Raw genomic sequence first — 25,190 nt, 5'->3', positions numbered from 1 at the left:
GTCCGCCTCGAGGAATGAGCCGTAGCACCCATGATCGAGTTCCGATCGGTAACCAAGCGGTATGCAGACGGCACCGTCGCCGTCCGCGATTTCAGCTTGGTGATCCCGTCGCGAAAGATCACCGTTCTCGTCGGCTCGTCTGGCAGCGGCAAAACGACGATCCTGAGGATGATCAACCGCATGGTCGACGCGACGAGCGGCACGGTCGAGATCGACGGTCAAGACGTTGCGACGCTCGAGCCGGTTCGGCTGCGTCGCAGCATCGGCTATGTCATGCAGAACTCCGGACTGCTCCCGCACCGCCGGGTCGTCGACAACATCGCGACGGTGCCGCTCCTGCAGGGTGTGCCCAGGCGAGACGCGCGCGCGCAGGCACTCGAATTGATGGACGTCGTCGGCTTGGATCGTTCTTTGGCGCAGCGCTATCCGGCGCAACTCTCCGGTGGACAGCAGCAACGCGTCGGGGTTGCCCGCGGACTCGCAGTGAACCCGAACATCCTGCTGATGGATGAGCCGTTCGGTGCCGTTGACCCGTTGGTGCGGGCCGAACTGCAGCATGAGTTGACCCGCTTGCAGCGGTCCCTCGACAAAACGGTCGTCTTCGTGACGCACGATGTCGACGAAGCGTTTCTGCTCGGCGATCAGATCGTCATTTTCAAAACGGGCGGCGTCGTTGCCCAGATCGGCACGCCTGCCGAGATTCTCGCGTCACCCGCAGACGACTTCGTCGCGAAATTCATCGGCGCCGATCGTGGCAAGCGAGCCTTGTATCTGGAAGACAGTGCGGGCGGTCAGATCGTCGTCGATGGCGCTGGTCGCGCCGCCGGGATTCTCGAGGTAAAGGCCGCCCCCTCACGGGGTGCGGGTGCTTCGGCGCAGGGTGAGGCGGGGTCGTGAGCTGGTTCTGGTCGAACTTCGACTCGATCTGGCAGCTCACGCTCAGTCACGTGGCGCTGAGCATCCCGCCGATCCTGATCGGCTTCGCACTATCCGTGCCAATCGGCTGGCTCGCGAATCGCTACCATGCGACGCGAGGTGTGCTGCTGTCGATCGGCGGGCTGCTGTACACGATCCCATCGCTGGCCCTGTTTGTTGCCATGCCAAGTCTGATCGGCACGAAAATCCTCGACCCCGTGAACGTCATCGTCGCGCTGAGCATCTACGGCCTTGCGCTGATGGTGAGAACGACAGCCGACGCCCTGGCAGCGGTTGACGGAGACGTCAAGCAGTCTGCAACCGCCGTCGGCTTCTCCGGATGGCGGCGCTTCTGGGCCGTCGATCTGCCGCTGGCCGGGCCCGTGCTGCTCGCCGGTGTGCGCGTCGTGTCGGTCAGCACGGTGAGCCTTGTCAGCGTCGGGTCGATCATCGGTGTCAGCAGCCTCGGCAACCTGTTTCTCGACGGATACCTGCGCAGTTTCCCCGAGGAGATCCTGGTCGGGATCATCGGTACCCTGATCATCGCGATCGTGTTCGATGTCATCTTGGTTCTACTGGGACGCTTTCTGATGCCCTGGTCGCACACAACGCGCACCGATCGCAGACGTGCCCGTGCTGCTCGGTCCGTGGTGGTGAGCGCGTCGTGAACAATTTCTTCGCCGCATTCGCGTGGCTGGTCGATCCGGCGCATTTGGTCGGCGCAGACGGGATCCCGGCCCGCGTCGGCGAACATGTCGGATACACTCTGCTGACACTGGTCATCGCGGCGGCGATCGCGTTGCCGGCCGGGTTGGCGATCGGCCACACCGGGCACGGCAAAACGATTGCCGTGCAGTTATCCGGTGGCCTGCGGTCCCTGCCGACCTTGGGCCTCGTGACACTGCTCGGCGTTGCCATCGGCATCGGGTTGTTGCCGCCTCTGATCGCCCTGGTCATATTGGCGCTCCCGCCGATTCTGGCGGGGGCGTACGCAGGATTGGAAGCCGTTGATCGCACCATCATCGACGCGGCGAGGGCCGTCGGTATGACGGAGTGGCAGATCTTGATTACCGTGGAAATTCCGCTCGCAGCGCCGCTGATCATCGGCGGTATTCGGTCGGCGGCGCTGCAAGTCATCGCAACCTGGACGGTCGCCGCGATCCTCCCGCTCGGCGGTCTGGGTCGCTACATCTATGACGCGATCCCGGTGCTCGACTACACGCAGATGCTGGCCGGATCGATTCTGGTCACCGCTCTCGCCCTCGCGGTCGACGGGCTATTTGCGTTGATTCAGAAATTCGTCGTACCGCGTGGCGTTGTCGCCGGGCGGGTCGCAGAGGTACGGGTGAAGACCTCGCGTCGTCGCCCGGCGGCAGGTGCAGCCCTGTCGAACAACCAGTCCAGTTGAAAACGAAAGGAAACGGTTCAACTATGTTCGCAAAAAGAGTGTTTGCAGGCAGAAGAGGCCTCATTGCCGGCGGTGTGCTGGCAGTCGGGGCGCTCGTTCTCGCCGGGTGTTCATCAGGCAACCCGCTGAGCAATACGACGACAGCAGCATCCGGATCCTCCGCATCGACCACGGTCACAGTGGGTTCTGCGGCATTCCCGGAGAACGAGATCATCGCGCAAATTTATGCGCAGGCGCTGGCTGCAAACGGCGTGACCGTCAAGACCCAGCTGAACATCGGCCAGAGGGCGGTGTACCTGGCTGCGTTGAAAGACGGCTCAATCGACCTGGTGCCCGAATACAGCGGAAATCTGCTTCAGAACTACGATCCGAAGTCGACGGCACAGTCGAGTGAAGACGTGTATGCGGCGCTCAACGATGCGCTGCCCAAGGGATTCGAGGTTCTCAAACAATCCGCCGCGCAAGACGCCGACTCATATAACGTGACGAAGGAGTTTTCTGACAAGAACAACGTGAAGAGCCTGGCCGACCTTGCCGGCCTGAACATTCCGTTGACCGTTGCCGGAAACCCTGAGCTCGGCCAACGCCCCTATGGGATTCCGGGGCTCAAGTCCGTCTACGGTGTCAGTGCAACGCTTCTGCCGATCAGCGATAGCGGCGGACCGAACACGGTGAAGGCGCTTATCGACAACCAAGCACAACTCGCCGACATCTTCACGACGACTCCGGCGATCAAAGCCAACGGTTTCGTGACGCTCGCGGATCCTCAGCACATGATCGTGGCGCAAAACGTCGTGCCGTTGATCAACTCGAAGAAAGCCACGGAGAAAGTGACAACAGTGCTCAACAAGATCTCGGCGGCGCTGACCACACAGGACCTCATCGCCATGAACACGCTGAGCAGTGGATCCGCTAAGGAATCGGCTGACGCCATCGCAAAGCAGTGGCTCGCTCAAAAGAACCTGTTCGGGTAGGCAGAGTGGGCACACGCCGAGGACCGGATGAGCGAGTGGGGAAGGCCCTCTAGGCTTTTGCTGTGGAGCAGTCCCTTCTGCGCGAACGCATCGACGGTTGGGTTGCGCCTGCTGACGCCTTCTTAGCGTTGTACGCGTCGGTTGATAACACGTTCTGGCTCGACCGAGGCGTCTCCGCGACCGACGGCGTCAGCTACATGGGCGAGGCTGCCGCCGCCGCTCGCGATGGTGCGGAGATCCGGTCGATCGTGACAGCGTCTGTTGCCACGCACACCGTGAGGCTGCGTGCGCCTGACGGCAGCCTTGCACGCGAACGCCACGAGTCAGTTTTCGACTTTCTCGATCGAGAGATCGGAGGGGCGGCAGTCGCCGCAGACGTAGGCGGCGACGACGCGTCAATCGCCCTGTCGATCGTCCCGGCGTGGATCGGCTGGCTCGGCTACGAGGCAGGTGCCGATGCCGCTGGTGCGCCGGTGGCGGCGTCTCGCACACCGGATGCCGCGCTGCTGTTCGCGGATCGTGCCATCGCCTTCGATCATGCCCACCGGTCGATCACGCTGACGGCCGCCCCGCGGCCGGGTGCAAAGCATTGGATCGAGGCCACTCGACGTAAGCTCGCCGCGCGTGCGGGCGCGCCGATCGGCGCCCGCACGTCAAATCCGAGTGCGTCGACCGGCAGTGCGCCGACCGAGCCGACGTCGCCGGTCAACGCCCGTTGGCGGCACAATGCGCAGGAATACCTCGACCTGATCGCCCAGGCGCAGGCGGCGATCACCCGGGGGGACGCGTATCAGTTGTGCCTCACCAACGAGCTGCGTATCGATGCCGTCGTCGATCCGGCCGAAGCGTATCTGGCATTGAGGCAGGCAAGCCCGACGCGTAACGGCGGGTATCTGAGAATCGCGGGTGTGTCTGTGTTGAGCGCTTCTCCTGAGCAATTCCTGTCGATCGATCGCGCCGGCACCATCATCACGCGCCCGATCAAGGGCACGCGGCCGCGGGGCGCGAACGCGGCCGAGGATGCCATGTGGGCCGCGGAGTTGCTCGGCAGCGAGAAGGAGCGTGCCGAAAATCTGATGATCGTGGATCTGATGCGCAACGACATAGGCCGGGTTGCGCGGCTCGGCAGCGTCGCGGTACGTGATCTGTTGACCGTGGAGAGCTACGCCCAAGTGCACCAGCTGGTCAGCACGGTGCAGGCGCAACTTGCGGACGGTGCGACCAGCGTGGCTGCGGTACGTGCTTGCTTTCCGGCCGGATCGATGACAGGGGCTCCGAAGCTCAGTGCGATGCGCATCCTGCACTCGCTTGAAGGTGGGCCGCGCGGTGTCTATGCCGGCTGCTTCGGAGCGCTCAGCGTCGATGGACGCGTCGCACTGAGCATGGTGATCCGCAGCATCGTCGCCGACGCGTCCGGGCTCTCGATCGGGGCGGGAGGCGGCATCACCGCGCTGTCCGTGCCTGAAGAGGAGTTGGCAGAAGTTCGCCTGAAAGCAGCGGTCCTGGCCCGAATAGTCGGTGCAGTCGGCAACTTTGAGTAATCTTGAGAGGTGGACCGCCGCCGCTGACGTGACCATCGCAGTGCACCGTGTGGAGGATCCGCACGTCACTGACCGGCGCGGCCGCATCCCAAGCGATCACGCCGACCCCAGACCCGCACCTGCTGTTGCAGAGATTGAGAGCCCCGTGGCACACGAGCATTATTCCGCCACAACCGGTGACGACGCGCACTACGACTTCGCCGCAATCGAAGAGAAGTGGCTGCCGATCTGGGAAAAACTTCGCCCGTTTCGCACCGACAACCCAGCAGACACCCGCCCGCGCAAATATGTGCTGGACATGTTCCCCTACCCGTCGGGCGACCTGCACATGGGACACGCCGAAGCGTTCGGATTCGGTGACTTCGTGGCCCGGTATTGGCGTCAGCAAGGCTTCAACGTATTGCACCCGATCGGTTGGGATTCCTTCGGCCTGCCAGCCGAGAACGCGGCCATCAAACGCGGGATCGATCCACGCGGTTGGACGTACAGCAACATCGCGCAGCAGAAACAGAGTTTCCGCATCTACGCCCCGTCGTTCGACTGGGATCGCGAACTTCACACCAGCGACCCGGAATACTACCGGTGGACGCAATGGCTGTTTCTGAAACTCTACGAAAAAGGACTGGCCTACCGTAAGGACGGCCTGGTCAATTGGTGCCCGTTCGACCAGACTGTCCTCGCGAACGAGCAGGTCGTCGACGGCCACTGCGAGCGTTGCGGCAACCTGGTCACCAAGAAGAAATTGACGCAGTGGTACTTCCGGGTCACCGACTACGGCGACCGGCTGCTTGACGACCTGAACCAACTTGAGGGCGCCTGGCCGAGCAAGGTGCTCAGCATGCAGCGCAACTGGATCGGCCGTTCGCTGGGTGCCGACGTCGAGTTCGCCATCGAAGGGCGCGAAGAGCGGGTGCCCGTCTATACGACCCGCCCAGACACGCTCTACGGTACGACGTTCATGGTGGTCGCGCCCGATTCCGACCTTGCGGCGGAACTCGCATCCGGTGCGTCTGCGCACGTGCAGAGTGAGTTCGATGAGTATCTGAAGTCTGTGCGCTCGCACAGCGACATCGAGCGACTGAGCACCGAACGCCCGAAGACTGGCGTGTTCCTCGAACGGTTCGCGGTGAATCCGCTGAGTGGCGAGCGGATTCCAATTTGGACGGCAGACTACGTCTTGGCGGATTACGGCCACGGTGCCGTGATGGGTGTGCCCGCTCACGATCAACGCGACCTCGACTTCGCGCGAGCTTTCGGGCTGCCCGTGCGCGTGGTCATCGACACGAATGCTCCGGTGACCGGTGCGATCCCGGTGATTCCGACCGATCCTGTCACGGGTGAGGCCGTGCTGCCGGACGACCTTCCGCCGTTGGACCCCGCTGCAACCGGGGTTGCGCTGGCCGGTGAGGGCCGACTGATCAACTCCGGCCCGTTCAACGGTCTCAGCAAAGTGAACGCGATCAAGAAAATCACCGAAGCTCTTGCGACCAGCGGGCGGGGCGGAGCGTCCCGCAATTTCCGCCTGCGCGACTGGCTGATTTCGCGCCAGCGCTACTGGGGTGCCCCGATCCCGATGATCCATTGCCCGACCTGCGGCACCGTTCCTGTGCCCGAGGATCAGCTGCCGGTCGAGCTGCCGAAGGCAGACGGGCTGGATCTTCGCCCGAAGGGCACGAGCCCACTCGGGGCGGCCGAGGACTGGGTCAACGTCGATTGCCCAACCTGTGGTGGGCCCGCACGGCGTGACAGCGACACGATGGACACGTTCGTCGACAGCTCCTGGTACTACCTGCGCTACATGAACTCTCACGACGCCACGCAGGCGTTTGATGTTGCAGAGGTCGAGAAGTGGGCGCCCGTCGATCAGTACGTGGGCGGCGTCGAACATGCCATCCTGCACCTGCTCTATTCGCGCTTCATCACGAAGGTGCTGTTCGATCTCGGCTATCTCAGTTTCACCGAGCCGTTCACCTCCCTGCTGAATCAGGGCATGGTGCTCATGGACGGCTCGAAGATGAGCAAGAGCAAGGGCAACCTGGTCGAATTCGCCGACGAGCTGCGCCAGCACGGTGCCGACGCCCTGCGGGTCACACTTGCGTTCGCAGGCCCCCCGGAAGACGATATCGACTGGGCAGACGTCTCAGCGGCCGGCAGCGCGAAGTTCCTGGGCCGCGCGTGGCGCGTGGCCCACGACGTGACCAGCTCGCCGGACATCGCGTGGAAAAACGGCGACATCGCGTTGCGCCGTGTCACGCATCGCTTCCTCGCAGATGCTCCAGCACTGGTCGAACAGTTCAAATTCAATGTTGTGGTCGCCCGGCTGATGGAGCTCGTCAACGCGACTCGCAAGGCGATCGACTCCGGCCCCGGCCCCGCGGATGCCGCGGTGCGCGAAGCCGCGGAGATCACGGCCATGGCGTTGAACCTGTTCGCCCCATACACCGCGGAGGACATGTGGGAGCTGCTCGGTTATCAGCCGACAGTTGCCCTCGCCCAGTGGCGCAAGCCGGATCCTGCCTTGTTGGTCGAGGAATCCGTTGTCGCAATCGTTCAGGTTGACGGCAAGGTGCGGGACCGCCTTGAGGTCTCGCCGAAAATCAGTCAGGAGAAGCTGGAGTCACTGGCGCAGGCATCCGCAGCCGTGGCGCGTTCGATCGCAGATCGACAGATCGCCGCGGTCATCGTTCGCGCGCCGGGGCTCGTCAACATCGTTACCAAGCCGAGCGCTTCCTAACCCCAGAATCTTCACACGATCTACACAGGATCGGCGCAACGTCGCTCTTCGCGGTCGGCTCCCTCGGCCTCAACAGGCACGACAACGAGCGCGCTGTGCACTGATCGTCGGCCGGGTGGCATGAGGTGACGCGCCGACGTTTAGCCTTCCGGCATGACGGTCGATCCGGATGCGGCTGGCGACGCCGATACGTTGGCGCTGCTTGCGCCTGGGGTGCGCCGTGCCTCGCGGAGTGTCCGGCTGCGGTTGGGCATCGGTGCGGCGGCCGTGTTGCTGATCGGAGCCCTCGTGGTGACGGTGGTGATTTCGCTGCTCGCGCCCGGCAGCGGGAGCCAATCCGTCGCGGCGGTGACGGCGCAGACCCGACAGGCCGCATCGGCCGGCGACCAGAACGGTGACGGGAACGGCGCAGGGAACGGCCACCCGACCGGCTCGGCCCGGCCGGGCATCCTCTACGTTCACGTTCTCGGCGCGGTCAACAACGCCGGGCTGTATCAGCTGAGCAGCGGTGCGCGTGTCGTCGACGCGGTCGCCGCGGCTGGGGGATTCACTGCGGATGCCAATCAGGGCGGCGTAAATCTTGCGCGTGCTTTGTCCGACGGCGAACAGCTGGTCGTACCGAGGGTTGGCGAACCGGCGTCCGAAGCGGTGCCGGACGGGGCTGCGCCGGGGGTGGGCGACGGCCGCAGCACTGGGTCAGGGGGCGCCGTGGGCGGCAAGGTCAATCTCAACACGGCCGGTGAGGCCGAATTGCAGACACTTCCTCACGTCGGCCCGGCACTGGCCGCGCGCATTCTGCAGTGGCGCAAAGACAACGGACGCTTCAGCACGGTCGACGATCTGACGGCGGTCTCCGGAATCGGTGCCAAGACGTTTGAGGCGCTGAAGGACCTCGTGACGGTATGACGGCGACCGTCGACGCGCGCTTGGTCGCTCCGGCACTGGCCTGCTGGGGCGCTGCCGGCGTCGTGATCGCCATACCTCAAGCCGCTGCTGTCATCGCGCTGGTGCTGTGGCTGGCGGCCGGGGCCGGCGGCACGGCAGCGCTGTGGCTGCTGCGGTCAGCAGCCCGCGCGCAGACTCGTGGCCGCGCAACGGCCGGTGGCATCGTGGTCTGTCTGGCGGCAGCGGCAGTCGCGGCGTCTGCGATCGCGTTCGCGCTGCCGACACGACAACCGCCTGCGCTCACGGACGATCCCGGCAGTCACGTGATCACAGCGGTTGCGCAGGTGGATTCCCTGCCGCAGCGTGCGGCAGGAGGCGGCGCGTTCGATGCCGGCGGCCGGGTGCGGTTTCGAGCAACTCTGAGCCAGGTTGACTCGGCGGCGGGAACAGTGGCAGGGCGGATGCCGGTGCTCGTGACTGCGCGCGGTGTCGAAGATGCCGAGCGCAGCATCGACATCGGCGCCACCGTCACACTGAAGGGCACACTCCGGCCGGCTGCGCCGGAAGAACGCAGCGCTTTCTTCCTGAACTCGTCCGAGCCAGCTTCCCTGATTGCGCCTGCCACCGGGGTGCTCTCGTCGACGAATCTGCTTCGAGCCCAGTTCTCCGCTGCGGCCCGAGCGCTGCCCGGTGACGGCGGAGCGCTGCTTCCCGGCCTGTCCATTGGGGACGTGTCTGCGGTTGGCGATGAGCTCGACACCTCGATGAAACTCAGTTCGCTCAGCCACCTCACTGCCGTTTCCGGCGCGAATTGCGCGGTGGTGATCGCGGTGATGATGCTGGTCACGGGGTTGGTCGGGCTTGGGCGCACGACGCGCGTTGTGATCGCACTGACCGCACTGCTGGGATTCGTCGTGCTGGTGACTCCAGGCCCCAGTGTGCTGCGGGCGGCCGTGATGGCGACGATCGTGGTGTTCTCGATGGCAGCAGGTCGGCCTGGGCGGGGCATTCCTGCGCTCTGCGCCGCGGTCATTGCGCTGCTGGTTGCCGACCCGTGGATGGCGCGTGACTACGGTTTCGCATTGTCCGTTTTAGCCACGGCGGGGCTGCTCGTGCTCGCGCCGCCGTTGGCGCGCAGCCTGGGTAGGCACATGCCGCACGCCCTGGCCGCCGCGATCGCTCTGCCGCTTGCCGCACAACTCGCCTGTCAGCCCGTGCTCATTCTGCTGAACCCGAGTGTGCCGCTTTACGGTGTCGGGGCGAACCTGCTCGCGGAGCCGGCGGCGCCGATCGCGACGGTTCTCGGGCTCATCGCCTGCCTCCTGATGCCGTGGGCGCCGGGCATCGGCTATGCCTGCGCGCAGGTGGCGTGGCTGCCGTCCGCCTGGATTGCCGCGGTCGCCGACGTGTGCGCGTCACTGCCGGCCAGCCAGCTTCCGTGGTTGGGCGGTGCTGCAGGTCTGGCAGCGATGGCATTGATGGTGGCGATCGTCATCTTCGTGGCGGTCCCAGGGCGCCCGGAGTCGACGAAGCCGGCTCCGCCGGCTATTGAGGCCAGGCGTGCCGGACACAGGCTGCGTGCAGTTGCCGGCGTTGCTCTAGTGGTGTTCTGCGGATGCTACCTCGGCGCTTTTGTGGCAACCAGCGTGGGCAGCAGCCTGGGCAGGCCGGGGGATTGGCAACTGGCTGCCTGCGACATCGGGCAGGGCGACGCTGTTCTTCTGCAGGATGGCGACGCGCACGGCCTTGTCGACGTCGGCCCGGAGCCGAAGCCGTTGACAGCCTGCCTGGACAGCCTGGGCGTTGCGCGAATCGACCTGCTGGTCCTCACTCACTACGACAGGGATCACGTCGGAGGGGTCGACGCGGTCGTCGGGCGCGTTGGCATTGCGCTCGTCGGCCGACCCACTGATGCGCATGGGCAGTCCATTGTCGATGCTCTCGCACGTGGAGGAGCGGATGTGCGGTTCGCGGCCAGTGGCGATCACGGGAGCTTGGGAAGGCTCGAATGGCACGTGCTGTGGCCGAGCGCGGGGGCGCGTACAATGCAAACCGGAAACGAGGGGAGCGTGACGGTCTCGTTTGCGGGACGCGGCATCCGCTCGGTGTTCCTGGGGGACCTCGATGAGGGTGCGCAGGATGCGCTCTTGCGCTCAGGACGGGTGGGGTCCGTTGACGTTGTCAAGGTCGCACACCACGGCTCCGCCGACCAGAGCGAACGGCTGTACCGGGCGCTCGGTGCCCGGCTTGCGCTCATCTCGGTCGGTGCGAAGAACAGTTATGGGCATCCAACCGAGCGTTTGCTCGGGATTCTCAGGCGGATGCAGGCGCGAGCCGTGCGTACTGACGTTCAGGGATTGGCGCTCGTGTCGAGCAGCGCGGGCGGAACACTCGAACTCTGGACCCAGCGCCAGGTGTCGTCCGACGCGCTTCAGGTGCCCGGTGTTCGCCGCTGACGTCGGATGTCGCAGCTAGGCTTGGGGAGGCAGTGAGGAGCATCGTGGCGGCACGATCGGGTGGGCCTGCACCCCGCGGCAAGACGAGCGGAAGAACGACGGCGAACGCGCCGGCGATTCCGCAGCTTGCCTGGCATCAGGTGCGCCCCGCTCCGGTCGTTCTCGTCTCCGGGACGCAGAGCGTGCTCGCGGATCGAGCGATCCGGCTGCTGCGAGACGCGCTGAAGGCGGCGGACCCCAGCCTCGAAGTCAGCGACATTGCGGCGAATGATTACGCACCGGGCGAACTCGTCACGCTGGCCAGCCCATCGTTGTTCGGGGAACCACGGCTGATCCGCGTCGACGCTGTCGAGAAATGCACGGATGCGTTCTTGCTCGACGCTCTCGACTATCTGGTGTCACCTGCTGAGGACACCGTTGTCGTGCTTCGGCATTCCGGAGGGGTGCGCGGTAAGAAACTGCTCGACGCTGTTCGCACAGATCGTGGCGGCGCCATCGAAATCGTGTGCGCAGAACTGAAGAAAGACAGTGACAGATACGACTTCGCGCAGGCTGAGTTCCGCACGGCAGGCAAGAGGATCAGCGCCGGCGCGCTTCGGGCTCTGACGAGTGCATTCGCCGATGATCTGGCCGAGCTCGCCGGTGCCTGCCAGCAGCTCATCGCCGATGCTGGCGCCGAGATCAGCGAGGCGACGGTCGATCGATACTACGGCGGGAGGGTAGAAGCGAACGCCTTCGCCGTCGCGGATGCCGCGATCGCCGGTCAGCGCGGCGAGGCGTTGGTGACGCTGCGCCATGCGTTGGCATCCGGCGCCGACCCCGTGCCGATGGTGGCGGCCTTTGCAAGCAAATTGCGCACAATGGCGAAGATCGCAGGAGCGAACGGCAGCTCAGGCCAGCTCGCATCGCAGTTCGGCCTTGCGCCCTGGCAGGTCGATCGGGCCCGGCGAGACCTGCGAGGCTGGAGCGACACAGGGCTCGGCCGCTGCATTCAGATGCTCGCAGAAACGGATGCCGACGTCAAAGGTGGCGGGCGCGACCCGGTCTTTGCACTCGAGCGCATGATCGGCGTCGTCAGCATGCGCGGCCGCGCTTAACACAACAGCGACCCCGACTCGTCCGAGCGGGGCCGCTGTGTTGCCGGGCGCTAGAGCGCTGCGACCTGCTTCGCGATGGCCGACTTGCGGTTCGCCGCTTGGTTCTTGTGGATGACGCCCTTGCTGGCGGCCTTGTCGAGCTTCTTCGCTGCGTGGGCGAGTGCCTTCGTGGCCTTGTCCTTGTCTCCTGCCGCAACGGCCTCGCGCGTCGCACGGACTGCCGTCTTGACCTCGCTCTTGACCGCCTTGTTGCGCTCAGTAGCCTTCTTGTTGGTTCCGATGCGCTTGATCTGCGACTTGATATTTGCCACGAGTGATTCGTCTTCCGTTCGTTGTAGGTGATGTTCGGATGTGCCGGGAACGAGAGAGGGCGTTCCATCGGCGATTCGTGTGGTTCTCACCCACACGCAAGCCAACAGGAAACTTTACCAGAATTGCGCTGGACTTCTTGCATCGAGGCGGTGATCGCGGGCGTAGTCTCGGGGGATGACTGCTTTCGGTGGATCCATTGCGCTCATCAACGGCTACGTGGTTCCGGTGTCGTCAGAGCCCATCCAGCATGGAACCGTGCTGGTGCTCGATGGCCGGATTTCCGCTGTCGGAGCCGATGTCGATGTGCCTGCGGGTACTCCGGTGCTCGACGTGTCGGGCAAATGGGTGCTGCCCGGTTTCATCGAAGCGCACGGTCACGTCGGCATTCATGAGGAGGCCAACGGGCCAGCCGGGGATGACACGAACGAGATGACAGCACCGAACACGGCCGGCGTGCGGGCGATCGACGCGATCGACATCGATGATCAGGGTTTTCGCGATGCGCTCTCCGGTGGTGTGACCGCTGTCGTCGTGAAACCCGGGAGCGGCAACGTGATCGGCGGCCAGACCGTTGCGATCAAGACCTGGGGCGGCCGGATCATCGACGAACAGGTGATCAGCATGGCCGTGAGCGTGAAGTCGGCGCTCGGCGAGAACCCGAAACGGGTATACGGCGAGAAAAAGCAGCTTCCGAGCACTCGGCTTGGCATCGCATATGTCATCCGCGAGGCATTTGTCGACGCACAGAATTACGTGGCGGCTAGGGACGCCGCGGCAGCAGACGGCACACCGTTCGCGCGGGATCTGAATAAGGAGACCCTGGCGCGTGTGCTGTCCGGGGAACTGGCCTGGGACCAGCATGTGCATCGGCACGACGACATTGCCACGGCACTGCGGCTGGCCGACGAGTTCGGCTATCGCTTGATCATCAACCACGGCACGGATGCTGCGAAAATCGCAGACATCCTCGCCGAGCGGGACGTTCCGGTGATTTTCGGGCCGATGTTCACCTCGCGGTCCAAAGTCGAGTTACGCGATCGCAGCATCCCGAACCTGGTTGCACTGGCTGCAGCCGGCGTGCGGGTTGCGATCACGACGGATCATCCGGTCGTCCCGATCAATTTCCTGGTGCATCAGGCGTCATTTGCTGTCAGGGAGGGACTTCCGCGGCAGAAGGCATTCGAGGCGCTGACCGTCAACCCGGCCGCGTTCCTGGGGCTCGACGCCCGGGTCGGCTCACTCCGCGAAGGCCTTGACGGTGACCTCGTTGTGTGGTCCGGCGATCCGCTGGATGTGAACGAACGCGCCGAGCATGTCTTCATCGCCGGGAGGCAGGTGTTTTCAGTCGTCGACGGGCACGGCGTCACCGTCGAACGCCGAGAACGGTTCGGCGGATGAGCGCCCAACGGATGAACATGCACTGGGATCCCTCGCTTTATGGTCGGTATGCCGGCGAGCGTGCCCAACCATTCTTTGACCTGACTGCACGCATCAGTGCTGTTGCTCCTCGGAATGTCGTCGATCTCGGCTGTGGAACGGGGGCGCTGACGCAGACGCTGGCAGAACGCTGGCCGGCGGCGCGCATCCTGGGGATTGATTCGTCGCCGCACATGGTCAACCGCGCAAATGAAGCGGCCGGCGGTTCGTCTCGGCTGACGTTCGAGTTGCGCGATCTGGCGGCTTGGCTTCCTGATGAGACGACGGAGGTTGTCATCAGCAATGCCGCACTGCAATGGGTGCCAGAACATCGTGAGCTGCTCGCAGCGTGGGGCGCCGCACTTGCGGACGGCGCGTGGCTTGCCTTTCAGGTGCCGGGAAACTATGCGGCACCGTCGCACCGACTGATGCGCGAAGTGGCTGCTTCTGAGCGTTGGCGATCGCAATTGGACGGCGTCCTGCGCTCCGAGGATGCCGTCAGCGAGCCCGAGGAGTATCTGCGCTTGCTGAGCGGGCTCGGGTTCACGACGACCGCGTGGGAAACAACCTACTTGCACGTGCTGGCAGGGGAGGACCCGGTGTTGGAGTGGGTGCGCGGAACCGGGTTGCGCCCGGCGTTGCAGGCTCTGCCGCCCGCCGCCGCAGTCGAGTTCGAAGCAGACTATGCGCGGTTGTTGCGCCAGGCCTATCCGCAGACCGAACTCGGCACCGTGTTTCCGTTCCGCAGAATCTTCGTGGTCGGTCTCAAAGACGGGCGAGCGGGTCGCTGAACGGCCCGCAGGTACCGACGTACGCGGCGACCGACGCCCGCTGAGCATGGGACAATGGCACCACGATGTCACCACGAGCTTTGACGGCCCTCGAGCCCGCCGCGACGGACCCTGCGCTGATCCGCAACTTTTGCATCATTGCGCACATCGACCATGGCAAGTCGACGCTGGCTGATCGGATGCTGCAGATCACCGGCGTCGTCGACGATCGCGCGATGCGCGCCCAGTATCTGGATCGGATGGACATCGAGCGCGAGCGCGGCATCACGATCAAAAGCCAGGCCGTGCGCATGCCCTGGTCCCTGCCGCAGGCAGGCGGACCAGACCTCGTCTACGCGTTGAACATGATCGACACGCCCGGCCACGTCGACTTCACCTACGAGGTGTCGCGCTCCCTCGCCGCGTGCGAGGGAGCCATCCTGCTCGTGGATGCCGCGCAGGGCATCGAAGCGCAAACGCTCGCCAATCTGTATCTTGCGCTCGAGAACGATCTCACCATCATTCCGGTTCTCAATAAGATCGACCTGCCGGCCGCAGATCCGGACAAGTACTCTCGTGAGCTCGCCAGCCTGATCGGGGGCAGCCCCGACGACGTGATGCGAGTATCGGGCAAGACGGGGGACGGTGTCACTGAGCTGCTGGACCGGGTGACGCAACTCGTACCGGCTCCCACCGGTGTCGTCGACGCGCCCGCCCGCGCCATGATCTTCGACTCTGTGTACGACACGTATCGCGGTGTCGTCACCTACGTGCGTATGATCGACGGTCAGCTCTCGCCGCGGGAACGGATCCAGATGATGTCGACCCGTGCGACGCACGAGATCCTGGAGATCGGCGTCAGTTCGCCCGAACCTACTCCGAGCAACGGGCTCGGCGTCGGCGAGGTCGGCTACCTGATCACCGGGGTGAAGGATGTGCGGCAGTCCAAAGTCGGCGACACCGTGACCACGGCCGCCAAGCCGGCCACCGTTGCACTGCCGGGCTACACAGAGCCCCTGCCGATGGTGTTTTCCGGGTTGTATCCGATTGACGGCAGCGACTATCCCGAGCTGCGGGACGCCCTGGACAAACTGAAGCTGTCGGATGCCGCGCTCAACTACGAGCCGGAGACCTCCGTCGCGCTCGGCTTCGGCTTTCGCTGCGGTTTCCTCGGGTTGCTGCATCTGGAGATAATCACCGAACGGCTTGAGCGCGAGTTCGGGTTGGACCTGATCGCAACGGCGCCGAGCGTGATCTATCAGGTCACGACTGAAGACAAGAAAACCATCACCGTCACGAACCCGAGCGAGTTCCCGACCGGCAAGATCGCCAGCGTGCGCGAACCGATGGTGAAGGCGGCGATTCTGGCGCCGAAGGACTACGTGGGAACGATCATGGAGCTCTGTCAGGGCCGCCGTGGCACGCTCCTCGGCATGGAGTATCTCGGGGAGGATCGTGTCGAGATCCGGTACACCATGCCGCTCGGTGAGATCGTGTTCGACTTCTTCGACCAGTTGAAAAGCCGCACGCAGGGCTACGCGAGCCTCGACTACGAACCGACCGGAGATCAGGAGGCCGACCTGGTGAAGGTCGACATCCTGCTGCAGGGCGAGCAGGTCGACGCGTTCAGTGCGATCGTGCACCGCGACAAGGCATACGCGTACGGCGTTCTGATGACCGAGCGGCTGAAGAAGCTTATTCCGCGGCAGCAGTTCGAGGTGCCGGTGCAGGCCGCTATCGGTGCGCGCATCATCGCGCGTGAGTCGATCCGCGCGATGCGCAAGGACGTTCTGGCAAAGTGTTACGGCGGTGACATCACCCGAAAGCGCAAACTGCTCGAAAAGCAAAAAGAAGGCAAGAAGCGCATGAAGATGGTCGGTCGCGTCGAGGTGCCGCAAGAAGCGTTCATCGCGGCACTCTCCGGCGACACGGAGACCAAGAAGGCCAAGTAGCCGAGCCGTGCGTCTGTGCACAGTCGGCTACGATCGTTCCAACATCTCAGCGCTGAACAAAGGGGTGTCCACGATGGCGAACTCTGCTGCAGCAGACGATTCCGGCCACGGCAGTTCGACGAGCGGCGACGAATATGCGCAGAGACTGCGCAGGCTGGACGAATCCCGTTGGCGGCGCGTTCTCAATGTGCAGGCACCGTATCGCTGGAACATCCGCCGCCTACGACTCGGTCGCACTCTCGACATCGGATGCGGCTTGGGCCGCAACCTCGCCCATCTCGGAGGCAACGGGGTCGGCGTCGATCACAACGCAGCGTCCATCAAGATCGCGAGACAGCGCGGTCTGAATGCGTTCACAACCGAGGAGTTCCTCGCGTCTGCCGAGGCCCAGACCGCAAGCTTCGACTCGCTCCTTCTCGCTCACGTGATTGAGCATCTGAGCGAGGACTTCGCGCGCGAACTGTTGTCGGACTATCTGAGGTACCTGAAACCAGGCGGCAAGGTCTGCCTGATTACTCCGCAGGAGCGCGGCTACGCCACTGACGCCACTCATGTAACCTTCACCGACTTCGCGATGCTCGCCGCGTTGTGCACTCAACTGGGGCTGCACGAGTTGCGGCATTACTCGTTTCCGTTCCCTCGTGCAGCCGGGAAACTCTTCCCGTACAACGAGTTCGTTCTGGTGGCCACGAAGCCGGCCTGAGCCGCTCGGCCCCGAAGGGCGGCGACGGCACCGCGGGCCGCGGCGGAGGTGCCTCGGGGGTCAGTCGGTTACGCTTGTTGTTCGATACCTGTCAGGAAGCGAAGCATCATCATGCGCCGAAGTACGTTCACGGACGCGTCCGTCACCTACGGCTCGGTTGGCGGCACACAGGCGGAAGATCTGCTGTTCTATCCTCCGAAAGGCTACCGGCCGTTGGAGCGGTCAATCCGGCTCGGCAGCGGGCGGGAACGCTTCGAATCGTCCGTTGACGCCTTGATGACCTGGGGCGTCCAGCGCGGCAGCGGCATCGAGGTCACCGACATCGATCGCGGTACGGGCGAAGAGTATTCCGGCATCGTGTTCAACGAAGACGGCTCCCCGGCAGAGTTGCAGGACCACCACAGCAATGAGACGCTTTTCACCGACGACGGCACCGCGTACATTGCGAACGGTATGACAGCCGTATTGAAGATTCCAGTTGGCCCGTTTCACATCCACGCGCCGCTGCGTGTCGTGTACGTCGTGCGCGACGCGAACCGCGCCGGGTTCGCATACGGCACGTTGCGCGGGCATCCGGAAAGCGGTGAGGAGGCCTTCATTCTCGAGCACCGTGACGACGACTCGGTGTGGTTGGTCATCAGAGCGTTCTCCCGGCCGTCGAACTTCTTCTATCGAATCGCCGCACCGATTCTGCGCGTCAAGCAGTCCCAGTTCACGAAACGGTATCTGCGGGCGCTGCATCCGGTCAGCGCGGCGTAGGCGCAGGATGCCGAGCGCCCTGCCGATCGCCGATCCCGCTCCCGACGACGGACTCCTTCCGTCATCGGTCGCCGTCGGCGCGCACCAGCGCGATTTCGGCGTGTACCTGCACGTTCCGTTCTGCCGAGTGCGCTGCGGATACTGCGATTTCAACACATACACCGCCACGGAGCTACGGGGCGCGAAGCAGAGCGACTATGCGAGCCAGGCGATCCAGGAAATCGAGCAGGCCGAACGTGTCCTCGTCGGATCGGGGGTGCCGCCCCGCCCCGTGTCGACGGTCTTCTTCGGCGGTGGCACGCCGACGCTTCTGCCGGCGGGGCAGCTCATCGCGATGCTCGCGGCCGTGCGGGCAGCGTGGGGTTTGAAACCGGGCGCCGAGGTGACGACCGAGGCGAACCCGGACTCAGTAGACGCCGTCTATCTCGCGAACCTGGCCGATGCCGGCTTCACGCGGGTGTCATTCGGAATGCAATCTGCTGTGCGGCATGTATTGGCGACCCTGGATCGCACGCATGATCCGGAGCGCGTGCCGCAGGTGGTGGAGTGGGCGCGAGCAGCTGGGCTCCAGGTAAGCCTGGACCTGATCTACGGCACACCGGGCGAGTCGCTGGGCGACTGGCAGCAATCGGTCGACGCTGCGATCGCCTGCGAGCCGGATCACCTCTCCGCATACTCGTTAATCGTCGAGCCCGGCACGAAGCTCGCGCGGCAGATCAAGCGCGGCGAACTCGCACAGCCAGACGAAGACCTGCAAGCGGACATGTATGAGTTCGCGGATGCCCGACTCGCGCGGGCCGGATTCTCCTGGTACGAAGTCAGCAATTGGGCGAGGGATGCCGCGCACGTATCTCGACACAACCTCGCGTACTGGCTGGGGCACGACTGGTGGGGCGTCGGCCCCGGCGCGCACAGTCACGTCGGTGGCGTGCGCTGGTGGAACGTGAAGCATCCGGCCGCCTATGCCGATCGAGTGAGAGCCGGTCTCTCCCCAGCAGCAGGGCGTGAGACGTTGGACGCGCACACGCGCGAGGTCGAAAACGTGCTGCTGAGGGTGCGCATCCGCGAGGGCATCCGCATCTCCGAGTTACCCGAGAGCGGCAGGCAGGCAGTTGCCGGCCTGATCGCGGACGGCCTGATCGACGGGAAAGCCGCCCTCGGCGGCACCGTTGTGGTGACGTTGCGAGGGCGGCTGCTTGCAGACGCTGTCGTGCGACGGCTGCTCGATTAGAGCGCTGGTGCTCTACTTGATGAACTTGATGGACATCGGGTAGGTGTAGTTCTGGCCCTTGTTCGCGGCGATCGCTGCAATGATGCTGAAGATGATGATCACGATCTCGACGGCAAGGATGATGAAGATGCCGATGATCACAATCGTGAGGATCAAGCCGACCACGTAGGCGATCAGCATCGTCAGCTGGAAGTTCAGCGCCGCCGTCGCGTGCTGGCGCACGAACGGTCCGCGATCCTTCAGGACGAGATAGCCGATCAGCGACGGCAGGAAACTGAAGAAGATGCCGAGCACGTGGATCAGCGTCGACCACAACTTCTCGTCGGCAGGGCTCAACTGGTTGCTGGCTTGGTACGGATTCCCGGGAGGGGGTGTTGCATCAGACATCGAGGCTCCTTGATGTTCTGCCCTCTCGGGCAGGTTTATGTTCTGGCCCCTCACCTTATGGCACAGCGGACACTCAGGAGAAGACCCCCGCGGGCGTTTTTCGCCGCGGGGGCCTTCAACCGGTTACTTGATAAAACGCACTGCGAACGGGTAGCGGTAAGTGCCGCCGCCGTTGACGCGCACTGCGCCGACGATCGAGAACACGACGTCGAGCACAACCAGAGCCCAGCCGATCACGGCGAGGATCAGGAGCACCACCGTCCATACCCCGAAGCTGAGCGAGAACAGCAGCGCTGCTGTGACAATGGCGGCGATGATGGCCCAGATGATCATGGCGGCGACCATGGTGATCTGGAAATTGAGTGCCTCCTTCGATTCTTGCTTCGTCAGCGTGCCGCGCTTGCCGAATGCGAGATAGATCACGAGGGCTGGCACGATCGCCAGAAGCGCGAGCCATCCGGTGAAGAATGCCAGAATCGACACCGCGCCACCGAGGTGGGCCCACATTGCGTATTGCTTGTCCTGAACCGGAGTGAACGGTGCAGCCTCTGCGGCGGCGTACTGCTGTTGCGCCCCTGGTTGCTGTGCGCCCGGCTGTTGCTGGGCATACTGTGGCTGCGCAGGCGCTGCTGGCTGTGGCGGAACGTAGGGCGGTTGCGCGGCTTGAGCCTGGGCTGGTTGCGGTTGGGCTGGTTGCGGTTGCGCGGCTTGCGGCAGGCCCGCTGCAGGATCTGCAGGCTGCTGCACATTCGGGTCTGTCATGATGGTCCCCTTCGGTAAGTGGTTGTTGTCAACCGCTCGCCGATGCGCCTGTGCCTCGACATCTGGAGCAGGCAGCATTGCGAGCACAACCCTAAAGTACCCTGAGGCCATGGGCCCCGCAATCACCGCGTCGGAGGGCCACGCGATATGATTGGCACTCGGAGTTATTGAGTGCTAATCAGAGCGGTACTGGTCAGAGCGGTGCCAATCAGAGCGGTGCCAATCAGAACAAGAGGAGGCGACGATCTGGATGGTATCGGAACGTAGTCTCGAGGTTCTCCGCGTGATCGTGCAGGACTATGTGGCCTCGCGCGAGCCTGTCGGCTCGAAGAGCATCGTCGAACGTCACTCGTTCGGTGTTTCCGCTGCGACAATCCGTAACGACATGGCCGCGTTGGAAGAAGAGGAGTTGATCGCTGCTCCGCACACGTCATCGGGTCGGGTGCCCACTGACAAAGGGTATCGCGTGTTCGTCGATCAGCTTGCCGATCTGAAGCCGCTGACAAGCGCGCAACGCCAGGCGATCGAGGTCTTCCTCGGTCAATCTGTGGACGTCGACGATGTGCTTGCACGCACCGTGCGTCTGCTCTCACAGCTCACACATCAGGTGGCGCTCGTGCAGTACCCGTCGGTGTCTGCCGCTCGCGTTCGGCATATCGAGTTCGTGCCCGTCGCTCCGCAGCGCGTGCTGTGCGTTCTGATCGCAGACACAGGAGCCGTTGAACAGCGTGTCGCGGAACTGCCGGGCGTTGGTGATGAGGAGCTCATCAGCGAGTTGCGCGCGCGTGTGAATGCGGCCGTCGCCGGATGCAAACTTTCGGATGCCGTGCTGCGACTGCGCGAGATCGAGGATCAGTTCGGAGAGAGGCATCGCCGGTTGGCGGCGGCGATTCTCACGGCGCTGATCGATCAGATCGAGAGCACACGGCAAGAGAAGCTCGTCATGGCCGGTACGGCCAACCTGGTTCGCACGGAGCACGACTTCGCCGGCAGTATCTACCCCGTGCTCGAGGCGATTGAGCAGCAGGTGGAGTTGTTGAAGCTTTTCGGTGAGATGGCGACCGATCAGCACGGCGTGTCCGTGAGCATCGGCCGCGAGAACGCACCGTTCGGACTGTCGGAGACCTCTGTGCTTGCAAGCGGATACGCGGGCGGCGGCGGGGCACTCGCCCACGTCGGCGTTCTCGGACCGATCCGGATGGACTATTCGAACAACATGGCGGCCGTGCGCGCCGTCGCCCGATATTTGTCGCGTCGCCTCGGCGAAGACTGAGCCCGCAACGAGAACGAGTAAGGAAACACCTTTTACGTGGCCGACCATTATGAAGTGCTGGGCGTCGATCGCAACGCGACACCGGACGAGATCAAGAAGGCATACCGCAGACTGGCACGCGAACTGCATCCGGATGTGAATCCGAGCCCGGAGGCATCCGAACGGTTCAAGTCCGTGACTCACGCGTATGACGTGCTCAGCGACCCGCAGCAGCGAGAACAGTACGACCTCGGCCCTCAACAGGGCAGCTTCAGTGGTGCCGGTTTCGGCGGCTTCGGCGATATCTTCGAGACATTCTTCGGCGGTGGTGGTGGGACGCGAGGGCCGAAGTCGCGGCGAGAGCGCGGCCAAGACGCCCTCATTCGCGTTGAGGTCGATCTCGATGAGGTGATCTTCGGCACGCACCGCGATCTGGAAGTCGACACCGCAGTGCTCTGCGAGACCTGCTCCGGCTCATGCTGCCAACCGGGTACTGCACCGGTCACCTGCGACATCTGCCACGGAACCGGTCAACTTCAGCGCGCGGTGCGCTCGCTGCTCGGCAATGTGATGACCTCGACGCCCTGCGGCACCTGCCGCGGCTATGGCACGGTCATTGCAACCCCCTGTGTCACCTGCCAGGGTCAGGGCCGGGTGCGTGCCCGGCGCACGGTGCCGGTCGACATTCCGGCCGGCGTCGACACCGGACTGCGGTTGCAGATGCCCGGCAGTGGTGAAGCGGGCCCAGCCGGCGGCCCGAACGGCGACCTCTACCTCGAGATCAAAGTGAAGCACCATGATGTTTTCAGCCGCGACGGCGACGATCTGCTCTGCACACTTGTCATCGCGATGACCGATGCCATTCTCGGAACGCGCGCAACGGTCAGGGCGCTCGACGGCGACATCGACGTCGAACTGAAACCAGGCACGCAAAGCGCCGAGGTGCTCACTGTCAAGGGTCGCGGAATCACGCGGCTGCGAGGCGGCGGCCGTGGCGATCTGCGCATCGGCGTGCAGGTCACGACACCGACGAAACTCGATCGCAAGGAACGCGACCTCATCGAGAAGTTCTCGGCAGTGCGCAAGCAGGAATCTCCCACCCTCACGCACTTCCAGCAGGGTCTGTTCGCGAAGTTGCGCGATCGTTTCATGGGCGTCTAGGCGGCTGGCACCGGCGGGGCTTCTCGTGGCGAACTTCTATCTGGTCGAAGAACTCGACTCGGCGAATGTCGGCGACGAGATCGTGCTCGGGGCGTCGGAATCGCGCCACATCGTGACGGTGTCCCGTACCCGAGTCGGAGACAGGCTGGCGGTCGGCAACGGCCGCGGGCTGGCAGTGCACGGCACGGTGCTTTCCGCCGCGCCGGACGCCGTGGTCGTGCGCGTCGAGGCCGCGGTCTCGACACCGCCCGTTCGGCCGCGAGTGATCCTCGTGCAGGCGCTCGCCAAGGGCGACCGCGACGAGCTGGCCATCCAGGCGGCCACAGAACTCGGCGTCGACGCTGTCGTGCCATGGAGCGCCGCGCGCTCAGTGTCGCGGTGGGACGGCCAGAAGGCCGTCAAAGGCCGCGAACGCTGGGCGGCCATTGTGCGTGAGGCCACAAAGCAGTCGATGCGTCCGTGGCTGCCCGTCGTCGAGGCCCTTGCTGTGACAGCAGACCTCGAACGTCATGCCGGGCAGCGGCGGATGCTGGTGCTCGAGCCGCGCGCGGAACTCGCGTTGAGCGCGCTCGTGCTGCACGATCGTGACCGTCCCGACGATCGTGACCTCGAACTCATCGTCGGTCCGGAGGGCGGAATCACCGACCAGGAGCTTGTGCGGCTCGTCGCCGCGGGGGCGCGACCGGTGCGGTTGGGCGGCACCATCCTGCGCACATCCACGGCGGGTCCGGCAGCGATCGCGGTGCTGAATGCGCTGCTGGGGCGCTGGTGAGCGCATCCGCACGCCCACGGCGTAACCGGCCGCGGTGAACCCCACTGCTGCCTAGAATGAGACCATGGCGAAAGCAGAGCCCTCCCTCTGCGCGCGCGTCAATGCAGGCAGGCTTACGGAAGGCAGACTTGGCAGTCAGTGACGGAAACGACCGACCCAGCACAACGGACGGTGCTTCGGCCCAGCAAGCGGAGGTGCTCATGCATGTGGACGGCGTCGCCATGGTGCGCCTGCTCGGCCCGCAGGATCGATTGCTGAAGACGATCGAAACCCAGTACCCGACTGTCAGCGTGCACGTGCGCGGCAACGAGATCAGTTTGAACGGCGATTCAGTGCAGGTCGAAGCGGCCAGGCACCTGGTCGACGAGCTGCTCCTGATGGTGCGCAACGGACAGGACATCAGCCCGATCGAAGTCCGCAGTTCTGCGCGCATCATCGAATCCGACGCGACGGCGAGCCCGGCCGACGTCTTCAGCCAAGCGATTCTTTCGGCCAGGGGCAAAAGCATCCGACCGAAGACGCTCGGGCAGAAGCAGTACGTCGACGCGATCGACGAGAATACGATCGTGTTCGGCATCGGGCCGGCGGGAACGGGCAAGACCTATCTCGCGATGGCCAAGGCGGTGCAGTCGCTGCAGCGCAAGGAGGTCACCAGGATCATCCTGTCGCGCCCCGCGATCGAGGCCGGTGAAAGGCTCGGCTACCTGCCGGGCACATTGACAGACAAAATCGACCCGTACCTGCGGCCGCTCTACGACGCGCTGAACGAGATGATGGACCCGGAACTGGTTCCGAAACTCTTGGCAGCGGGAACCATCGAGGTCGCCCCGTTGGCATACATGCGCGGGCGCACGCTTAACGACTCGTTCATCGTGCTCGACGAGGCCCAGAACACGACGCCGGAGCAGATGAAGATGTTCCTGACCAGGCTCGGGTTCGGCTCGAAGATGGTCGTCACAGGGGATATCACCCAAATCGACTTGCCGAGCGCGTCGAGTGGGCTGCGGCTGGTCACCCGGGTGCTGGAGGGTATCGATGACATCCACTTCAGCCGGCTGACTAGTGCCGATGTCGTGCGGCACACCCTGGTGGGCCGGATCGTCGATGCGTACACGGAATACGACGCGCAGAAACAGGCAGACCACTACGAGCGCGAACAGGCGCGCGAATTCGCCAATCGCGCGGAACGCAGGTCTGCAGCTCCGCGCGATCACTTGCCGAAGAGACGATAGGAATCGCCGTGAGCATCGAGATCAACAACGAATCGGCGATCGAGGTCGATGAGGCGGCATTGCAGCGTCTGGCCGCGTACGCCCTCGAGGTGATGCACGTGCACGCCGAGGCGGAATTGGCCATCGTGCTCGTCGACGAGGCGGCAATGGAGCAGCTGCACGTGCAGTGGATGGACGAACCCGGGCCGACCGACGTGCTGAGCTTCCCGATGGATGAACTGCGACCCGGCACGGAAGACCTGCAGACCCCGCCCGGGTTGCTCGGTGACGTCGTGCTCTGCCCGCAGGTTGCGCAGGGACAGGCGGAGACGGCGCGCCACTCGCTGATGGACGAGCTGTTTGTGCTGACTGCCCACGGCATCTTGCATCTGCTCGGCTTCGACCACGCCGAACCGGACGAGGAACGCGAGATGTTCGGCATCCAGCGCGACATCCTCGTCGGGTTCGCGCTGGCCGAACGGCGACGATAAG

Annotated in this window: 23 protein-coding genes; 20 read left to right on the top strand and 3 right to left on the bottom strand. The window is 64.3% G+C overall.

The annotated features are described in order from the left end of the window. Nucleotides 1-30: 30 nt before the first annotated feature. The 9 genes from QU604_RS11825 (at nt 31) to holA (ending at nt 12,010) form a co-directional block, all read left to right on the top strand. Complete coding sequence (locus QU604_RS11825) at nt 31-897, top strand: ABC transporter ATP-binding protein (RefSeq protein ID WP_308464834.1); 867 nt, start codon at nt 31-33, stop codon at nt 895-897. After that, nucleotides 894-1,583: an ABC transporter permease gene (locus QU604_RS11820; protein ID WP_308464833.1), complete on the top strand. Its 690-nt coding sequence runs from the start codon at nt 894-896 to the stop codon at nt 1,581-1,583. The genes QU604_RS11825 and QU604_RS11820 overlap by 4 nt, the downstream gene beginning before the upstream one ends. Next, nucleotides 1,580-2,323, top strand: coding sequence for an ABC transporter permease (locus QU604_RS11815; RefSeq protein ID WP_308464832.1), 744 nt, complete (start codon nt 1,580-1,582; stop codon nt 2,321-2,323). Before QU604_RS11820 ends, QU604_RS11815 begins: the two co-directional genes overlap by 4 nt. A 23-nt stretch (nt 2,324-2,346) precedes the next feature. Next, complete coding sequence (locus tag QU604_RS11810) at nt 2,347-3,297, top strand: ABC transporter substrate-binding protein (protein ID WP_308464831.1); 951 nt, start codon at nt 2,347-2,349, stop codon at nt 3,295-3,297. 62 nt (nt 3,298-3,359) lie between these two features. Further along, a complete protein-coding gene (locus tag QU604_RS11805) occupies nt 3,360-4,838 on the top strand; it encodes an anthranilate synthase component I family protein (RefSeq protein ID WP_308464830.1) in 1,479 nt (492 codons plus the stop codon). A 145-nt stretch (nt 4,839-4,983) separates the two neighbouring features. After that, nucleotides 4,984-7,572, top strand: coding sequence for a leucine--tRNA ligase (gene leuS / locus QU604_RS11800; protein WP_308464829.1), 2,589 nt, complete (start codon nt 4,984-4,986; stop codon nt 7,570-7,572). 153 nt (nt 7,573-7,725) lie between these two features. Continuing rightward, entirely contained in the window at nt 7,726-8,478 is a 753-nt protein-coding gene (locus tag QU604_RS11795; RefSeq protein WP_308464828.1) for a ComEA family DNA-binding protein, read from the top strand. Further along, entirely contained in the window at nt 8,475-10,913 is a 2,439-nt protein-coding gene (locus QU604_RS11790) for a ComEC/Rec2 family competence protein (protein ID WP_308464827.1), read from the top strand. Before QU604_RS11795 ends, QU604_RS11790 begins: the two co-directional genes overlap by 4 nt. Before the next feature lie 44 nt (nt 10,914-10,957). Beyond that, nucleotides 10,958-12,010: a DNA polymerase III subunit delta gene (holA, locus tag QU604_RS11785; protein WP_308464826.1), complete on the top strand. Its 1,053-nt coding sequence runs from the start codon at nt 10,958-10,960 to the stop codon at nt 12,008-12,010. A gap of 50 nt (nt 12,011-12,060) precedes the next feature. Here holA and rpsT read toward each other — a convergent pair whose 3' ends face one another. Continuing rightward, the gene (rpsT, locus tag QU604_RS11780) at nt 12,061-12,321 is read right to left on the bottom strand and encodes a 30S ribosomal protein S20 (protein ID WP_308464825.1); all 261 of its coding nucleotides are present in this window, start codon (nt 12,319-12,321) and stop codon (nt 12,061-12,063) included. Between the two features lie 175 nt (nt 12,322-12,496). On the opposite strand from rpsT, the gene QU604_RS11775 reads away from it, so the two are divergent. From QU604_RS11775 to hemW, 6 genes are all read left to right on the top strand, one after another. After that, entirely contained in the window at nt 12,497-13,720 is a 1,224-nt protein-coding gene (locus QU604_RS11775) for an amidohydrolase (protein WP_308464824.1), read from the top strand. After that, complete coding sequence (locus tag QU604_RS11770) at nt 13,717-14,529, top strand: trans-aconitate 2-methyltransferase (RefSeq protein WP_308464823.1); 813 nt, start codon at nt 13,717-13,719, stop codon at nt 14,527-14,529. The genes QU604_RS11775 and QU604_RS11770 overlap by 4 nt, the downstream gene beginning before the upstream one ends. A gap of 65 nt (nt 14,530-14,594) precedes the next feature. Continuing rightward, nucleotides 14,595-16,460, top strand: coding sequence for a translation elongation factor 4 (gene lepA, locus QU604_RS11765; protein ID WP_308464822.1), 1,866 nt, complete (start codon nt 14,595-14,597; stop codon nt 16,458-16,460). A 7-nt stretch (nt 16,461-16,467) separates the two neighbouring features. Then, complete coding sequence (locus QU604_RS11760) at nt 16,468-17,163, top strand: class I SAM-dependent methyltransferase (protein ID WP_308464821.1); 696 nt, start codon at nt 16,468-16,470, stop codon at nt 17,161-17,163. A gap of 111 nt (nt 17,164-17,274) precedes the next feature. Beyond that, a complete protein-coding gene (locus tag QU604_RS11755) occupies nt 17,275-17,922 on the top strand; it encodes a DUF1990 domain-containing protein (RefSeq protein WP_308464820.1) in 648 nt (215 codons plus the stop codon). A gap of 7 nt (nt 17,923-17,929) precedes the next feature. Continuing rightward, the gene (hemW, locus tag QU604_RS11750; protein WP_308464819.1) at nt 17,930-19,153 is read left to right on the top strand and encodes a radical SAM family heme chaperone HemW; all 1,224 of its coding nucleotides are present in this window, start codon (nt 17,930-17,932) and stop codon (nt 19,151-19,153) included. A gap of 12 nt (nt 19,154-19,165) precedes the next feature. Here hemW and QU604_RS11745 read toward each other — a convergent pair whose 3' ends face one another. Then, nucleotides 19,166-19,540 (bottom strand): DUF4870 domain-containing protein, encoded by a 375-nt coding sequence (locus QU604_RS11745; RefSeq protein ID WP_308464818.1) that lies wholly within the window; start codon nt 19,538-19,540, stop codon nt 19,166-19,168. 123 nt (nt 19,541-19,663) lie between these two features. Further along, complete coding sequence (locus QU604_RS11740; RefSeq protein WP_308464817.1) at nt 19,664-20,302, bottom strand: DUF4870 domain-containing protein; 639 nt, start codon at nt 20,300-20,302, stop codon at nt 19,664-19,666. A gap of 250 nt (nt 20,303-20,552) precedes the next feature. Between QU604_RS11740 and hrcA the strand changes: the two genes are divergently transcribed. The 5 genes from hrcA to ybeY all read left to right on the top strand — a co-directional run bounded on the left by hrcA (nt 20,553) and on the right by ybeY (nt 25,189). Beyond that, nucleotides 20,553-21,575 (top strand): heat-inducible transcriptional repressor HrcA, encoded by a 1,023-nt coding sequence (gene hrcA / locus QU604_RS11735; RefSeq protein ID WP_308464816.1) that lies wholly within the window; start codon nt 20,553-20,555, stop codon nt 21,573-21,575. 36 nt (nt 21,576-21,611) lie between these two features. Next, on the top strand, nt 21,612-22,715 hold the full coding sequence (gene dnaJ, locus QU604_RS11730; RefSeq protein WP_308464815.1) for a molecular chaperone DnaJ: 1,104 nt from the start codon (nt 21,612-21,614) through the stop codon (nt 22,713-22,715). 25 nt (nt 22,716-22,740) lie between these two features. Beyond that, nucleotides 22,741-23,487 carry a 16S rRNA (uracil(1498)-N(3))-methyltransferase gene (locus QU604_RS11725; RefSeq protein ID WP_308464814.1) on the top strand — a complete coding sequence of 249 codons (747 nt, stop codon included), beginning with the start codon at nt 22,741-22,743 and terminating at the stop codon, nt 23,485-23,487. Between the two features lie 101 nt (nt 23,488-23,588). Next, nucleotides 23,589-24,719, top strand: a complete 1,131-nt coding sequence (locus QU604_RS11720) for a PhoH family protein (protein WP_409349961.1) — start codon at nt 23,589-23,591, stop codon at nt 24,717-24,719. A gap of 8 nt (nt 24,720-24,727) precedes the next feature. Next, nucleotides 24,728-25,189 carry an rRNA maturation RNase YbeY gene (gene ybeY / locus QU604_RS11715; protein WP_308464813.1) on the top strand — a complete coding sequence of 154 codons (462 nt, stop codon included), beginning with the start codon at nt 24,728-24,730 and terminating at the stop codon, nt 25,187-25,189. Nucleotide 25,190 lies beyond the last annotated feature (1 nt).

The sequence above is a fragment of the Rathayibacter sp. SW19 genome (assembly GCF_030866825.1).
Taxonomy (GTDB): domain Bacteria; phylum Actinomycetota; class Actinomycetes; order Actinomycetales; family Microbacteriaceae; genus Rathayibacter_A; species Rathayibacter_A soli.
The sequence above is the reverse complement of the archived record's forward strand: the minus strand, read 5'-3'. Positions and strand labels throughout refer to the sequence as shown.